We start from the raw sequence: 15,483 nt of genomic DNA, 5'->3' as shown, positions 1-15,483 counted from the left end.
CACCGCAGCGGGCGCCAGCGCGTCTGCCATCCCTGCGAAAAAAGCGGCTCTTGAGCCGCTTTTTTTTATGTCGCCCCGGTCCTCAGACCAGGGGTGGGTCGGTTTCCCTTTCTGCATGGCGCGGCCCGGCGAGTGCTGCGATGAAAGCCTCGATCGCGCCGCCCGTCTTGGCGGCCTCGGCCATGAGCAGACCAGGGTCGGCCTTGCCGCCTGGCAGGGTGGCCGGCACCCCGGCCCGGTCAATCAGGGCGCGTGAGGCGCCCAGCACCAGCAGGGTTTTGCCATGGCGGTACTGGTCCTTGATGAACTCCATCGTGTGCCCGTCCCTGGCCAGCGCCGCCACGGCCTGCTCGCCGTCGGGCAGCACCAGGGCGTCAAACAGGAAACCGGGTTCGTTCTCCAGAGAGGCGTCGGCCTCCAGCGTGTCGCCTTCCAGGGTGGGCAGCGGTCCAATACGCGGCCCCACCAGGCGCGCCACCGCGCCCTGCGCAAACAGCGCGGCCTGCACCTGCGCGATCGACTCGCCGGCCACGCCGGGCGCCACCAGCACGGCGACCTTGCGGCCCTGGACCGAGCCGTCGCCAGGTCGGGCCTGCAAGGACAGCGTGGGCGACACCGTGACCTCGGGTTTCGCGGGTTTCGCCAGCGCCCGCGGCAGCGCTGCCGGCAAGGTGTCCATGCCCAGGCCCTGCCCCACTTCGCGGGCCAGCGCCTCCGAGGCATTGCGCAGCGAAGCCACCATGCGTTCGCGGATGGCGGGCACGGTGACCTTGCTCAGCTCGAAGCGGAAGGCGGCCGCGATGTGCGCCTGCTCGACCGGCGTCTGGCTTTCATAAAACAGCGTGGCCTGGGTGTAGTGGTCGGCAAACTTCTCGGGCTTGCCGCGCACCTTGGCCTGCTCTTCCCTGGCCTGCAGCCGGGCGGCGACGCTCACAAAGCCTTGCGCCGCGCCGGCCTGAAAGGGGCAGCCGCCGGCCAGCGAGTTGGGCTCGTAGGAGACCCGCCCGCGGTGGATGGCCTGGCGGTGCATGCCGTCGCGCTGGTTGTTGTGCACCTGGCCAATCGGCGCGTTGATCGGGATCTCATGGAAGTTGGGCCCGCCCAGCCGCGATATCTGGGTGTCCACATAGGAGTGGATGCGTCCGGCCAGCAGGGGGTCGTTGGAAAAATCAATGCCGGGCACCACATGCGCGGTGCAGAAAGCGACCTGCTCGGTTTCGGCAAAAAAGTTGTCGGGGTTGCGGTTGAGTACCATGCGGCCGACCTTCTGCACCGGCACCAGTTCTTCCGGAATGAGCTTGGTGGCGTCGAGGATGTCGAAGCTGAAGGCCTCGGCCTGCGCTTCGGTGAAGATCTGCACGCCCAGTTCCCATTCCGGGTAGGCGCCCGACTCGATGCGCTCCCACAGGTCGCGACGGTGGAAGTCCGGATCGGCGCCGGAGATCTTCACGGCTTCGTCCCAGACCAGGGAATGCGTGCCGTATTTCGGCTCCCAGTGGAACTTGACGAACACCGACTCGCCCGCCTCGTTGACAAAACGGTAGCTGTGCACGCCGAAGCCCTGCATGGTGGCGTAGCTGCGCGGGATGGCGCGGTCGGACATCACCCACATCAGCATGTGGGTGGACTCGGGCATCAGCGAGACGAAGTCCCAGAAGGTGTCATGCGCACTGGCGGCCTGCGGCATCGCATTGTGCGGCTCCGGCTTGACCGCATGCACCAGGTCGGGAAACTTCATCGCGTCCTGGATGAAAAACACCGGCATGTTGTTGCCCACCAGGTCCCAGTTGCCTTCGTCGGTGTAGAACTTGACGGCAAAACCGCGCACGTCGCGCGCCGTGTCCTTGGAGCCGCGTTCACCGGCCACCGTCGAGAAGCGCACGAACACCGGCGTGACCTTGCCGGCTTCCTTGAAGGGCGCAGCCTTGGTGAAACGCGTCAACGGTTCATAGGCTTCGAAAAAGCCGTGCGCGGCCGAACCGCGCGCATGCACGATGCGTTCGGGAATACGCTCATGGTCGAAGTGGGTGAGTTTTTCCCGCAACACAAAATCTTCCAGCAGGGCCGGGCCACGCAGGCCGGCCTTGAGCGAGTTCTGGTTGTCCGAGATGGCCACGCCCTGGTTGGTGGTCAGGACCCGACCGGCGGAATCGACACGCACGCGGTCCAGCGGCTCGATGGTGGCATTGAGGCCTTCTGGCGCGACGCTGCCGGTTTTTTCGGAACCGTTTTCCTCGGTCAGGGTGCTGCCGCCGGGCAGCCTCGATTCGGGCTTCACCGTGGCGCCGCGCTGGGGGGCGATGGCGTTGGCAAAGCCGTGCTCGGCAGCCTTGGTCGGGTTGTACGGCATGGCCGCCACCAGGGCCTCCACCTGGGCCATTTTTTCGGCGGGCAGGTCAGCACCGGCGTCGGAAGGCAGGTGCGCGGGACGACTGTCGGTGTTGCGAGCGGCGGCTTGGGCACCCGGCTTGCGTTTGTCGGCCGGCGGATTGGTTTTGGGCATGGTTTTGAGGAAATGGGTAGAGGCAAAATCGCCAGCCACCACCCTAAAATTGCGCTCCGCTGCGCTGTGTAGGACGCGATCCTGAGCGCAGGACGGAAAACCGGAGCGCGAAATCAGCGGGGAAACCGGGCGACCCGCTGGGCATCCCGGTGGGCGAGCCGGCCCCCAACGGCCAGTGTGACGGCGGCGACCGGCCCGCTCGGGCCCGTTCATCCTCCCGTCAGGCGGGGACGGCCGGCGCTGGCGCCTCCCAGGTGAAGCTGCCGCGATAGGCATGCCAGCTGGCATGGCCCAGCCAGGGGCCGACCACCAGCAGGCCCAGCGCCCAGGGCAGCAGCATCGCGCCCAGGACCAGCCCCACGATCAGCACGCCCCAGACCAGCATGGGGCCGGTGCGCCCTGCCACCACCTGGATGCTGGCGATGCCGGCGGTGATGGCATCGGTGTCGCGGTCCAGGATCATCGGGATGGACACCACGCAGGTGGAAAACACCAGGCCGGCGAAAACACCGCCGACCAAGGTGTACACCGCGATGAACTGCCAGTTCTGGGGGTTGAACACCGCCTTCAGCACCCCGGCCGTGCTCGGCATGCCGGTGTTGAAAAACACGGCAAAAACGACCAGCGAGGCCCGCCCCCACAGCAACTCGAGGAGTAGCACCACCAGCACCAGCATGCCCATACTGCCCAGGTGTTGATCCCAGCAGGTCAGCGAGGCGCCCAGGCTTTGCGGCAACCCCTGCTCGCGGCGCCGGCTGGCCTCGTACAGCCCCATGGCCAGGAAGGGGCCGACCAGAAAACAGCCCGACACAAAGGACAGGGTGTACTGCGGCAGGTTGCGAAACACCGCGCCCAGCACCACGGCCATGAGCCAGAAACAGATGCCGTAAAACAGGGCAATGCCGCGCGCCGCCACCAGGTCGCCCCAGCCGGCGCGCAGCCAGCGCACCGGGTCGCCCAGGTGGAGCGGCTGCAACACGCGAACCTGCGGCGCTGGCGGTTCGGCTGGTGCGGCGGGAATGGGCTCGGGGGGGTGGGCGGAGGCGTTCATGCGGCATTGAACCGCGCGCCCTGCCCCGGCGCATCAGGGCCAACCCGGGGCGAGCCGGGTCTGGCCTGCTGTTTTGCTATCTTTTAAGTAGCTGCCTGCGCATGCCCAACAAGGGCTGGAGGCCTATTTCACCCATTTTCTGGCGTTGTGCCAGAGCTGCATCCAGGGGCTGGGCGCGCTGATGTCCTGGTTCGTCCAGCTCATCTGCACGTTACGGAATACCCGCTCGGGGTGCGGCATCATCGCGGTGAAGCGTCCGTCGGCCGTGGTGACCGCCGTCAGGCCGCCGGCGCTGCCGTTGGGGTTGGCCGGGTAGGCTTCGGTTGGCTGGCCGTGGTGGTCGGTGAAACGCATCGCGGCCATCACCTGGGCCGCGTCGCCGCGGTGCGCAAAGTTGGCGTAACCCTCGCCGTGGGCCACAGCGATCGGCAGCCTGTCACCGGCCATGCCGGCGAAGAACAGGCTGGGTGAATCGAGCACCTCGACCTGGCTCAGGCGCGCCTCGAAACGCTCGCTGCGGTTGGTGGTGAAACGCGGCCAGGCCTGGGCGCCGGGAATGATGTCGGCCAGCTCGGCAAACATCTGGCAACCGTTGCACACGCCCAGACCAAAGGTGTCGGCGCGACCGAAAAACGCCTGGAACTGGTCCGACAGCGCCGGGTTGAAGGTGATGGAACGGGCCCAGCCGATGCCGGCGCCCAGGGTGTCGCCGTAGCTGAAACCGCCGCAGGCCACCACGCCGGTGAAATCGGCCAGCTGCGCGCGGCCGGTCTGCAGGTCGGTCATGTGCACGTCGAAGGCCTCGAAGCCGGCCTGGGTGAACGCGTAGGCCATCTCGACATGGGAGTTGACGCCCTGCTCGCGCAGGATCGCGACTTTGGGACGGGACAGCAGCACGGCGGGACTGCCCGGGCTTGCTATCGATCCAGGAGCTGCTTGCGTAGAGGGGACGGGGGCTGCAGCCCGATTTGACTTCAGGACAATGTGCAGACCGGGGTCCAGCGGGTCGCCGGCGGCGGCGTGTTCGGCATCGGCGCAAGCCGGGTTGTCGCGCTGCTGGTTGATCTTCCAGCTCACCGCGTCCCAGACCTGGTGCAGGTCCTGCAGTTTCGCGCTGAAGACCGCCTTGGTGTCGCGCCAGACCTGGATCTCGCCCTTGCCCACGTCGAGTGCGGCATGCTGCGGACGGGTCTTGCCGATGAAGTGGCTGAACTTCGAGAGGCCATGCTCGCGCAGGGTCTGCATCACGGCGTTGCGGGTCTCGGTCCGCACCTGGATCACGGCGCCCAGTTCTTCGTTGAACAACGCCTTGAGCGTGAGCTCTTCGCGACGCGCGCCGACCTGCGACGCCCAGTTCTTGCTGTCGCCGGTGTCCATGCGGCTGTCGGAGATGCCGTCGCCTTCGAGCAGCAGCATGTCGATGTTGAGCGAAACACCCACATGGCCGGCAAAAGCCATTTCGCAGACCGTGGCCAGCAGGCCGCCGTCGCTGCGGTCGTGGTAGGCCAGCAGCTGGCCCTGGGCGCGAAGGGTATTGATGGCGTGGACCAGGTTCACCAGGTCTTGTGGTTCGTCGAGATCCGGCACCGCGCCGTCTTCGAGTTCCAGCGTCTGCGCCAGGATGGAGCCGCCCATGCGGTTCTGGCCGCGGCCCAGGTCGATCAGGATCAGCGTGGTATCCGCTTCCTTCGCGTCGAGTTGCGGTGTCAGCGTGCCGCGCACATCGGCCAGCGTCGCAAACGCGCTCACGATCAGCGACACCGGCGAGGTGACCTTCCTGCTGGTGCCGTCGTCGGTCCAGACCGTGCGCATGGACAGCGAATCCTTGCCGACCGGAATCGACACGCCCAGCGCCGGGCACAGCGCCATGCCGACCGCCTTGACGGTTTCATACAGTGCCGCGTCCTGGCCGGGCTCACCGCAGGCCGCCATCCAGTTGGCCGAGAGCTTGACACGCGGCAGTGCTATCGGCGCAGCCAGCAGGTTGGTGATGGCCTCGGCCACCGCCATGCGGCCCGAAGCAGCGGCATTGACGACGGCCAGCGGCGTGCGTTCGCCCATGCTCATGGCTTCGCCGGCAAAACCGGCGTAGTCGGCCAGCGTCACCGCACAGTCGGCCACCGGCACCTGCCAGGGCCCGACCATCTGGTCGCGGTGCGTCAGGCCGCCCACGCTGCGGTCGCCGATGGTGATCAGGAAACGTTTGGAGGCCACGGTCGGGTGGCTCAGGACGTCGATCACGCTTTTCTGCAGGTCGACGCCGGTGAGGGTTATCGGCTTGATCTCATGGTGGACGGACGTCACGTCGCGCTGCATCTTGGGCGGCTTGCCAAGCAGTACATTCATCGGCATATCGACCGGTGCCGCCTGATCGGCGTCCGACAGCACCAGCTGCTTTTCTTCAGTAGCGACCCCAATCACCGCAAACGGGCAACGCTCGCGCTCGCAAAAGGCCTGGAACTGCGGCAGCGACGCCGGCGCAATCGCCATCACGTAGCGTTCCTGGCTTTCGTTGCTCCAGATTTCCTTGGGCGACAGGCCGCTTTCTTCCAGCGGCACGGCACGCAGATCAAAACGTGCGCCGCGCCCGGCGTCGTTGACGAGTTCGGGGAAGGCGTTGGACAGCCCGCCGGCGCCCACGTCGTGGATCGCCAGGATCGGGTTGGCGCTGCCGAGCTGGGCACACTGGTTGATGACTTCCTGGGCACGCCGCTCGATCTCCGGGTTGCCGCGCTGCACCGAGTCGAAGTCGAGTTGCGCCGCATTGGCGCCCGAGGCCATGGAACTGGCCGCGCTGCCGCCCATGCCGATGCGCATGCCGGGGCCACCGAGCTGGATCAGCAGCGTGCCGGCCGGGAACAGGATTTTCTTCGTGAGGCCGGCGTCAATCGTGCCGACGCCGCCGGCGATCATGATGGGTTTGTGGTAACCCCAGCGCTGGCCGCCCACGGTCTGCTCGTACTCGCGGAAGTAGCCGGCCAGATTCGGCCGGCCGAACTCGTTGTTGAAGGCGGCGCCGCCCAGCGGACCCTCGGTCATGATCTGCAGCGGGCTGGCGATGTGTTCGGGTTTGCCGAAATCACCATCAAACAGGCGCGACACGGTAAAGCCGGTCAGGCCCGCCTTGGGCCGCGAGCCGCGGCCGGTGGCGCCTTCGTCGCGGATCTCGCCGCCCGCGCCGGTCGAGGCGCCGGGGAAGGGCGAGATCGCCGTCGGGTGGTTGTGGGTCTCCACCTTCATCAGCACATGGGTCAGGACGTCGTTCGTGGCGCTATAACTTTGGTAGCTGGTTGCGCCCGCCCCTGCTGGGCTGGAGGCCGATTTGGCATAAAAGCGCTGGACCGGCAGGCCTTCCATGACCGAGGCGTTGTCCGAGTAGGCCACCACGGTGTGTTGCGGGTTGAGCTTTTCGGTGTTGCGGATCATGCCGAACAGGCTGATGCCCTGCGCCACACCGTCAATCGTGAAGTCGGCGTTGAAGATCTTGTGGCGGCAGTGTTCGCTGTTGGCCTGGGCGAACATCATGAGTTCGACGTCGGTCGGGTTGCGCTGCAAGCCGGTGAAGGCATTCACCAGGTAGTCGATTTCATCAGCCGCCAGTGCCAGGCCGAACTCGCGGTTGGCCGCTTCCAGCGCGGCCTTGCCGCCGGCCAGCACGTTGATGGTTTGCAGCGGCGCGCCCTGCAGCTCGGTGAACAGGCCGGCGGCCTGCGTCCGGTCGGTCATCACGCTTTCGGTCATGCGGTCGTGCAGCAGCGCCGCGACCTCCGCACGCTGGGCATCGCTGAGCGCACCTTTGGCAAAAAAGCCGGCTTTCAGGCTGACGCGGTATTCGGTGATGCGTTCGATGCGCTTGATGGCCAGCCCGCAGTTGTGGGCGATGTCGGTGGCCTTGGAGGCCCAGGGCGACACCGTGCCGAAACGCGGCGAGACAATGAACAGAAGGCTGTCGGCATCGGCCGGCGCTGCCGGCTCGCCATAACTGAGCAGCGCGGCCAGGCGGGCCTTGAGCGCATCGTCTGGCGGGCTGTCGGTGGCCACCATGTGTACAAATCGCGCGCTGAGGCCGCTGATGGCGGGCGCCATGGCCTGCAGGCGGGGAAGCAGTTGCTGGACGCGGAACTCGCTGAGGGCGCTGATCCCGTGGGCGTCGCCCTCGAAAGTCGTCAGGTGCAGGGTCACGGTGGCGGTGGCCTTGTGGTTGTCGGCAGAACGCGGTCCTGCCAGGGGTTTGGCAGCGCTGCAGGCCTGCCGGGGTGCTGGTTAACCCTGAATTTTATCAGCGATGGCCGCCGCGCCTGCCCTCCTGGAGCCCAAGTGGGATAATCGCGGCATGAGTATTACGTACAAAGACGCCGCAGGTATCGAGGGCATGCGGGTGGCCTGCAAACTGGCTTCCGAGGTGCTGGACTACCTGACGCCCTTCGTGAAGGCCGGCGTCACCACGCGCGAGATCGACAAGCTGGCCAACGACTACATGGTCAATGTGCAGGGCACGGTCTCGGCCACGCTCGGCTACCAGCCGCCCGGTTACCCGCCCTACCCGGCTTCGCTGTGCACCTCGCTGAACCACGTGGTCTGCCACGGCATTCCCAACGACAAGCCGCTGAAAAAGGGCGACATCATGAACATCGATGTCACCGTGATCACGAAAGACGGCTGGTACGGCGACAACAGCCGCATGTACATGATCGGCGACGTCTCGATTGCGGCCCGGCGCCTGTGCCACGTCACCTATGAAGCCATGTGGCACGGCATCATGCGCGTCAAGCCCGGCGCCCGGCTGGGTGACATCGGGCATGCGATCCAGACCTTTGCGGAAAAGCAGGGCTTCACCATCGTGCGCGAGTTCTGCGGCCACGGCATCGGCAAGCGCTTCCACGAAGAGCCGCAGGTGCTGCACTACGGCCGGCCCGGCACGCTCGAAGAGCTCAAGCCCGGCATGACCTTCACGATCGAGCCCATGATCAACGCCGGCAAGCGCGACATCAAGGACGGCCCCGAAAAAGACGGCTGGACCATCGTGACGCGCGACCACTCGCTGTCGGCGCAGTGGGAGCACACGATCCTGGTGACCGAAACCGGTTATGAAGTGCTGACCCTGTCGGCCGGCAGCCCGGCCATCCCGGACTTTGTGCCGCAGGCGGCGCCGGTGAAGGCTGCCGAAGCCCGCTCGACCGCCGAGTCGGCCGCCTGAGCCGGCGGCGTCCGCGCTCTCCCGCGCCCCCCGCGCCTGTTGCCCATGCCTTCCGCGCTGTCGCCCGCCCTGCCCGCCGCCACCGGAGCGGCCCAGCTGCGCGAGCAGTACCGCGGCGGCAAACATGCGCTGCTGGCCTCGCTCGCCGCCAGTGGTGCTGCCACACGCGGCATCCACGGCCTGTTGCGAAGGCTGGCCCGTCACACCGACGCCACCTTGCGACAGCTCTGGCAGCGTTCGGATTTTCCGGTCGGCTGCGCGCTGGTGGCCGTCGGCGGTTTTGGCCGTGGCGAGCTGTTTCCGCACTCGGACGTCGATGTGCTGCTGCTGCTGCGCGATGACTCCCAGGTGGAGGGCAACCCGGCGCTGAAAAGCAGGATTGAAAATTTCATAGGCGCCTGCTGGGACAGCGGGCTGGAGATCGGCTCGAGCGTGCGCACCGTCAGGGATTGCGCCGAGGAAGCGGCCAAAGACGTGACGGTGCAGACCTCGCTGCTGGAAGCGCGCCTGGTGGCCGGCTCCACCAAGATTTTTGCCGCGCTGGTCACCGAACTCGGCCGGGTGATGGACCCGCAGGCGTTTTTTGTGGCCAAGACCCTGGAGCAGCGCCAGCGCCACAACAAGTTTGAAGACACGCCCTACTCCCTGGAGCCCAACTGCAAGGAGTCCCCCGGCGGTCTGCGCGACCTGCAGGTCATCCTCTGGGTGGCGCGCGCGGCCGGGCTGGGCAAGTCCTGGGACGACCTGGAGCGCAACGGTCTGGCCACGGCCTTCGAGGTTCGCCAGATCAAGGCCAATGAAGCCCTGCTGAGCCTGATACGCGCCCGCCTGCACCTGCTGGCCGGCCGGCGCGAGGACCGCCTGGTGTTCGACCTGCAGACCGTCGTGGCCGAGTCCTTCGGTTATGCGACGGTGACCGACAGCGACAGCGGACGGGTGGTTTCGCGCGCCAGCGAGGCGCTGATGAAGCGCTTTTACTGGGCCGCCAAGGCGGTGACCCAGCTCAACCAGATCCTGCTGCTCAACATCGAGGAGCGGCTGCACCCCAGCGGGCAGGCGCCGCAGCCGATCAACGAGCGTTTCCTGAACAAGGCCGGCATGATCGAGGTGGCCAGCGACGACCTGTACCTGACCCACCCGCACGCCATCCTCGAGACCTTTCTGGTCTACCAGACCACGGTGGGCGTCAAGGGCCTGTCGGCCCGCACCCTGCGCGCGCTGTACAACGCCCGCGGCGTGATGGACGCGCGCTTCAGGCGCGACCCGGTCAACCGCAACACTTTCCGCCAGATCATGCAGCAGCCCACCGGCATCACCCATGCCATGCGGCTGATGAACCAGACCTCGGTGCTGGGCCGCTACCTGTGGGTGTTCCGCCAGATCGTCGGGCAGATGCAGCACGACCTGTTCCACGTCTACACGGTGGACCAGCACATCCTGATGGTGCTGCGCAATGTGCGGCGCTTTTTCATGGCCGAACACGCGCATGAATACCCAGCCTGTTCACAGCTGGCCGCCGGCTGGGACAAGCCTTGGATACTGTACGTTGCCGCCCTCTTCCACGACATCGCCAAGGGCCGCGGCGGCGACCACTCCGAACTCGGCTGCAAGGACGTGCGGGTGTTCTGCCGCCAGCACGGCATCGCCGCCGAAGACGCGAAACTGATCGAGTTCCTGGTCGGCGAACACCTGACCATGAGCCGCATCGCCCAGAAGGAAGATTTGAGCGATCCGCAGGTCATTGCCGGTTTTGCCCAACGCGTCGGCAACGAACGTTACCTGACCGCGCTTTACCTGCTCACGGTGGCCGACATCCGCGGCACCAGCCCCAAGGTGTGGAATGCCTGGAAAGGCAAGCTGCTCGAAGACCTGTACCGCTACACGCTGCGCGTGCTGGGCGGTCGGGCGCCCGATGCGGACGCCGAGGTCGAGGCGCGCAAACGCGAGGCCCTGACCATCCTGGCCCTGCACGCCGAGCCTTTCGAGGCGCACAAGGCCCTGTGGGACTCGCTGGACGTCAGCTACTTCATGCGCCATGAGGCCGGCGACATTGCCTGGCATGCGCGCCACTTGTCGCGCCACGTGGGCACGGCCAAATGCATCGTGCGGGCACGCCGCTCGGCCGCCGGCGAAGGCCTGCAGGTGCTGGTGTACACGCCTGACGCGCCCGACCTGTTTGCCCGCATCTGCGGTTATTTCGAGGAAGCCGGTTTCAGCATTCTCGACGCGAAAATTCACACCGCCAAGCCGACCAAAGGATCCACCGGCTACGCCCTCGATACCTTCCAGGTCGTCAGCCCGACCCTGGCCGACCACTACCGCGAACTGGTGGCCATGGTCGAAGCCGACCTGGACCGCGCCATTGAAGAAAACGGCCCGCTGCCGCCGCCGGGCAAAGGCCGGGTGTCGCGCCGCGTCAAGAGTTTTCCGGTCACACCGCGCGTGGACCTGCGGCCCGACGAAAAAGCCCAGCGCTGGCTGCTCAGCGTGTCGGCCAGCGACCGGGTCGGCCTGCTGTATTCCATCGCGCGCGTACTGGCCCGCCACCGCATCAACCTGCAACTGGCCAAGGTCACCACCCTGGGCGAACGGGTGGAAGACACCTTCCTGATCGACGGGCCGGAACTGCAGCACAACAAGGCGCAGATCGCCATCGAGACCGAACTGCTCGAAGCCCTGGCCGCCTGAGCGTCTGGGCGGGAACTGCCGGATTTCGGTCTTGAAGTTCTCTAAAAATTTGTATTTAAATCAATAGGTTGAACGGTGTTTTTCATGTTACACATGATCACCATTGAAGCCTTGTGGTGGGCTCTCAGAAGCAGACAATGAACGCACTGCGGATCGGCAAGCAGCAAGCCAAAGCTGCCGCTCCGGCACCCGGACATTTCACTCCAAGGAGCTTGCCATGCATGCCCAGACCCACACCCTGTTGACCCGTGAGCAGCAGTTGCTCGCCTCGGGCGAGTGCGACAACGAGGGCCGGCCGCTGGCCCGCCAGGTCTTTTTTGAACCCGACAACTGGCTGGTGCCCGAGAGTTATGGCGACCTGCTGGCTGCCCACGCGGCCTGGCTGGCCGAGCGGCCCGAGCAGCGGGTGCTGGTCTCCGGCCACAGCTGCGGCACCGGCAGCCACCGCTTTTTCTGGTTGATGGGCGACCGCCGCGCCATGGCGGTGCGCTCGGCACTAATCAAGGCCGGCGCCGGACGCAAGCAGGTGCTGATCCAGAGCCGGGGCGCTGCGCGGCCCCTGATCGAGCTGGCCGGTGAGGAGGTCGCGCAGTACCGCCGTCGCGTCACGCTGGACTACCTGGACACCCGGATGGCGAGCACGCCGCCGGTGCCGCCCGACGGTTCGGCCGCCTGGTGGCACTCGGTGTTCGGTTCCGGCGGCAAGGCACGCCTGCCGGCCGACCGCCCGGCGGCGCAAGCCGGCTGATACGCGACAAGGGCAAACTCAATCGTCTTCAGACGCATCGAGTCCCGGAAACAGCACCTCGGTGAAACCGAATTGCGTGAAGTCGCGGATGCGCATCGGGTACAGCACACCCATCAGGTGGTCACATTCATGCTGCACCACACGGGCGTGAAAACCATCGACCGTCCGGTCGATCGGGTCGCCATAGGGGTCAAAACCGGTGTAGCGGATGCGTGAGAAGCGCGGCACCAAGCCGCGCAGGCCCGGCACTGACAGGCAACCCTCCCAGCCGTTTTCTTCCTCGTCCGACAGGGGCGTGATGACCGGGTTCAGCAGCACCGTGCGCGGCACCAGCGGCGCATCGGGGTAGCGCGGGTTGACGGCATCGGTGCCGAAAATCACCAGTTGCAGGTCCACGCCGATCTGGGGTGCGGCCAGGCCGGCACCATTGACGGCGCGCATGGTCTCGAACATGTCGGCTACCAGCAGGTGCAGCTCGTCGGTGTCGAAGCCGGTCACGGGTGGGGCCACCCGCAACAAGCGCGGGTCACCCATCTTGAGAATGTCGCGTACGGTCATGAAAATCCTGTGTGCTCTGTCGTCGAAACAGCAAGCATACAGAAACCACGAACGAAGGCGAGACGTTCCAGCCTCCGGTGGCTTCCGGCACGGCAAAATGGGACATGCCCGAACCCTCCAGCCGCCAACCCGACCTTCCCGCTGAACCCGCCACCCCCCTTCCCCTGGTGACGCGCTGGGCGCTGCTGGTGCTGGCGTTGCTGAGCCTGGCCCTGGGTGTGATCGGCATCTTTGTGCCGGTGTTGCCGACGGTGCCCTTTGTCCTGCTGTCGGCCTGGGCCGCTGCGCGCAGCTCGCCGCGCCTGCTGGCCTGGCTGGAAAGCCACGCCTCGTTCGGGCCCATGCTGGTCGAGTGGCGCCGCGGAGGCGTGGTGCGCCGGCGCGCCAAATGGACGGCCACGGTGCTCATGAGCGCGAGTGCCGCCTTCATGCTGGTGGTGGTACCGAACCGCTGGGTGGCCCTGCTGGCCATCGGCTGCATGGCGGGTGTGCTGGCCTGGCTCTGGCGCCGGCCCGAACACCTCAACGAAGACGCTTCGCCACCAGAGACTTGAAGTTGTCAAGCCGCGGGAGCGGTCAGCATGGCCAGCAGGGCCGCCTCGTCGATGACGGCCACGCCCAGTTCCTGCGCCCTGGTCAGCTTCCTGCCCGCCTCCGTGCCGGCCACCACGTAATCGGTTTTTTTGCTGACCGAGCCCGCGACCTTGCCGCCAGCGGCTTCCACCCGGTCTTTGGCCTCGTCGCGGCTCAAGGTCGGCAGCGTGCCGGTGATGACAAAGGTCTTGCCCGACAGCGGTTGCGGCGCACGCGCCGCCGGCTCGCCCTCCGGCCAGTTGACGCCGCAGGCGCGCAGTTGCTCGACCACCTCGCGGTTGTGCGGCTGGTCGAAGAAGGTGCGAATGCTTTGCGCGACGATGGGGCCGACGTCGCTGACTTCGAGCAGCTGCGCTTCGCTCGCGTCCATGACCGCGTCGAGCTTGCCGAAATGGCGCGCCAGCTCCTTGGCCGTGGCTTCGCCGACATGGCGGATGCCCAGGCCGAACAGGAAACGCGGCAGGGTTGTTGACTTGGATTTTTCGAGCGCCTGAAGCAGGTTTTGCGCGGATTTGTCGGCCATGCGCTCCAGGCCGGCCAGCGCCGTCAGACCCAGCTTGTAGAGGTCCGGCAGGGTGCGGACTACGCCGGCATCCACCAGCTGCTCGACGAGTTTGTCACCCAGTCCCTCGACTTCGACCGCGCGGCGGTGCGCGAAATGCAGGATGGCCTCCTTGCGCTGCGCGCCGCAGAACAGGCCGCCAGTGCATCGGTAGTCGGCCTCGCCCTCCTCCCGTACAGCGGCCGAGCCGCAGACCGGGCAGGTGCGCGGCATGGTGAACTGCGGCGCGTCCTGCGTGCGCTTGTCCAGCAGCACGCTGACCACCTCGGGAATCACGTCGCCGGCGCGGCGCACGATCACCGTATCGCCGATGCGCACGTCCTTGCGCCTGGCTTCGTCCTCGTTGTGCAGCGTGGCGTTGGTCACCGTCACGCCGCCGACAAACACCGGCGCCAGCTTGGCCACCGGCGTGAGTTTGCCGGTGCGCCCCACCTGCACGTCAATCGCCTGCACCGTGGTCATCTGCTCCTGGGCAGGGTATTTGTGCGCCACCGCCCAGCGCGGCTCGCGTGTCACAAAACCGAGCTTTTTCTGCAAGGCCAGGCTGTTGACCTTGTAAACCACGCCGTCGATGTCGTAGGGCAGCTGGTCGCGCCCGCGCCCCATCTGCTCGTGAAATGCTATCAATTCAGAAGCGCCTTGCGCAGTCTGCGTCTGGGCTGCGACCGGAAAACCCCATGATTTCAGGGTCAGCAGCAACTGGAAGTGGGTGTCGAAATCGGGCCCGCCTGCTTCCGCTGGCGTGACTTCGCCGACGCCGTAGGCAAAAAAGCTCAGCGGGCGCTGCGCGGCAATCGCCGGGTCCAGCTGGCGCACCGCACCGGCCGCCGCATTGCGCGGGTTCACAAAGGTTTTTTCGCCCTTGACACCTCTGGCAATTTTTTCGCGCTGCCGCTCGTTGAGCGACTCGAAATCGTCGCGACGCATGTAGACCTCGCCGCGCACTTCCAGCACCCTGGGCGCGTCTTCAGGAAGCCGCAACGGGATCTGCCGGATGGTGCGGATGTTCTGCGTCACGTCCTCGCCGGTTTCGCCGTCGCCGCGGGTGGCCGCCTGCACCAGCACGCCCTGCTCGTAACGCAGGTTGAGCGCCAGCCCGTCGAACTTGAGTTCGGCCACGTATTCCACCGGCGGATCGCCCTCCCCCAGGCCAAGTTCCTTGCGCACGCGGGTGTCGAAGTTCTGCGCGCCGCTCGCCTCGGTGTCGGTCTCCGTGCGTATGCTGAGCATGGGCACCGCATGGCGCACGCTGGCGAACTGGTCCAGCGCCTTGCCGCCCACGCGTGCGGTGGGTGAATCCGGGCTGGCCAGTTCCGGGTGCGCAGCTTCCAGCGCCTGCAGCTCCTGGAACAGGCGGTCGTACTCCGCATCGGGAATGCTGGGTTCGTCCAGCACGTAATAAAGGTGGGCGTGCCGGTGCAACTGGGTGCGCAACTGGGCCATACGCTCGGCAGGCGACGGCCCGGGGGACGCAAACAGGTCAGGGGTGGCCATCTCGGCAATTCCAGGAAGGGTTTTTTAACCAGGTCGCCGCGGAACCGGCTTCGCCGGGCCGCAGGCGGCGCCCCCTGCAGGGGGGAAG

Annotated in this window: 9 protein-coding genes; 4 read left to right on the top strand and 5 right to left on the bottom strand. The window is 66.5% G+C overall.

All coding sequences use genetic code 11. The features are described 5' to 3' along the window. Positions 1 to 82: 82 nt before the first annotated feature. The 3 genes from PSV26_RS18040 to purL all read right to left on the bottom strand — a co-directional run bounded on the left by PSV26_RS18040 (position 83) and on the right by purL (position 7,736). The gene (locus tag PSV26_RS18040) at positions 83 to 2,503 is read right to left on the bottom strand and encodes a catalase (protein WP_300572655.1); all 2,421 of its coding nucleotides are present in this window, start codon (positions 2,501 to 2,503) and stop codon (positions 83 to 85) included. 220 nt (positions 2,504 to 2,723) lie between these two features. Beyond that, on the bottom strand, positions 2,724 to 3,554 hold the full coding sequence (locus PSV26_RS18035) for a DUF2189 domain-containing protein (RefSeq protein WP_300572652.1): 831 nt from the start codon (positions 3,552 to 3,554) through the stop codon (positions 2,724 to 2,726). Between the two features lie 123 nt (positions 3,555 to 3,677). Next, positions 3,678 to 7,736 carry a phosphoribosylformylglycinamidine synthase gene (purL, locus tag PSV26_RS18030; RefSeq protein WP_300572649.1) on the bottom strand — a complete coding sequence of 1,353 codons (4,059 nt, stop codon included), beginning with the start codon at positions 7,734 to 7,736 and terminating at the stop codon, positions 3,678 to 3,680. A 151-nt stretch (positions 7,737 to 7,887) separates the two neighbouring features. On the opposite strand from purL, the gene map reads away from it, so the two are divergent. The 3 genes from map to PSV26_RS18015 all read left to right on the top strand — a co-directional run bounded on the left by map (position 7,888) and on the right by PSV26_RS18015 (position 12,187). Next, entirely contained in the window at positions 7,888 to 8,751 is an 864-nt protein-coding gene (map, locus tag PSV26_RS18025) for a type I methionyl aminopeptidase (protein ID WP_300520788.1), read from the top strand. 45 nt (positions 8,752 to 8,796) lie between these two features. Beyond that, on the top strand, positions 8,797 to 11,439 hold the full coding sequence (locus PSV26_RS18020) for a [protein-PII] uridylyltransferase (protein ID WP_300520786.1): 2,643 nt from the start codon (positions 8,797 to 8,799) through the stop codon (positions 11,437 to 11,439). Positions 11,440 to 11,656: 217 nt separating this feature from the next. Next, positions 11,657 to 12,187 (top strand): OmpA family protein, encoded by a 531-nt coding sequence (locus PSV26_RS18015; protein WP_300572647.1) that lies wholly within the window; start codon positions 11,657 to 11,659, stop codon positions 12,185 to 12,187. A gap of 18 nt (positions 12,188 to 12,205) precedes the next feature. Here the strand turns inward: PSV26_RS18015 and def are convergent, their stop codons facing one another. Further along, positions 12,206 to 12,745 (bottom strand): peptide deformylase, encoded by a 540-nt coding sequence (gene def, locus PSV26_RS18010; protein WP_300572644.1) that lies wholly within the window; start codon positions 12,743 to 12,745, stop codon positions 12,206 to 12,208. Positions 12,746 to 12,849: 104 nt separating this feature from the next. Here def and PSV26_RS18005 point away from each other — a divergent pair, with 104 nt between their 5' ends. Continuing rightward, a complete protein-coding gene (locus PSV26_RS18005) occupies positions 12,850 to 13,299 on the top strand; it encodes a YbaN family protein (RefSeq protein ID WP_300520778.1) in 450 nt (149 codons plus the stop codon). A 5-nt stretch (positions 13,300 to 13,304) separates the two neighbouring features. On the opposite strand, the gene ligA is transcribed toward PSV26_RS18005, so the two are convergent. After that, positions 13,305 to 15,395 carry an NAD-dependent DNA ligase LigA gene (ligA, locus tag PSV26_RS18000; protein ID WP_300572641.1) on the bottom strand — a complete coding sequence of 697 codons (2,091 nt, stop codon included), beginning with the start codon at positions 15,393 to 15,395 and terminating at the stop codon, positions 13,305 to 13,307. Positions 15,396 to 15,483: the final 88 nt, after the last annotated feature.

The organism is Polaromonas sp. (assembly GCF_029945685.1).
GTDB lineage: Bacteria > Pseudomonadota > Gammaproteobacteria > Burkholderiales > Burkholderiaceae_C > Polaromonas.
The sequence above is the reverse complement of the archived record's forward strand: the minus strand, read 5'-3'. Positions and strand labels throughout refer to the sequence as shown.

Bases quoted from the DNA above. Each gene is read 5' to 3' on its own strand.
- ligA (WP_300572641.1), bottom strand. From the start codon at position 15,395: ATGGCCACCCCTGACCTGTTTGCGTCCCCCGGGCCGTCGCCTGCCGAG.
- map (WP_300520788.1), top strand. From the start codon at position 7,888: ATGAGTATTACGTACAAAGACGCCGCAGGTATCGAGGGCATGCGGGTG.
- PSV26_RS18005 (WP_300520778.1), top strand. From the start codon at position 12,850: ATGCCCGAACCCTCCAGCCGCCAACCCGACCTTCCCGCTGAACCCGCC.
- PSV26_RS18035 (WP_300572652.1), bottom strand. From the start codon at position 3,554: ATGAACGCCTCCGCCCACCCCCCCGAGCCCATTCCCGCCGCACCAGCC.
- PSV26_RS18040 (WP_300572655.1), bottom strand. From the start codon at position 2,503: ATGCCCAAAACCAATCCGCCGGCCGACAAACGCAAGCCGGGTGCCCAA.
- def (WP_300572644.1), bottom strand. From the start codon at position 12,745: ATGACCGTACGCGACATTCTCAAGATGGGTGACCCGCGCTTGTTGCGG.
- PSV26_RS18015 (WP_300572647.1), top strand. From the start codon at position 11,657: ATGCATGCCCAGACCCACACCCTGTTGACCCGTGAGCAGCAGTTGCTC.
- PSV26_RS18020 (WP_300520786.1), top strand. From the start codon at position 8,797: ATGCCTTCCGCGCTGTCGCCCGCCCTGCCCGCCGCCACCGGAGCGGCC.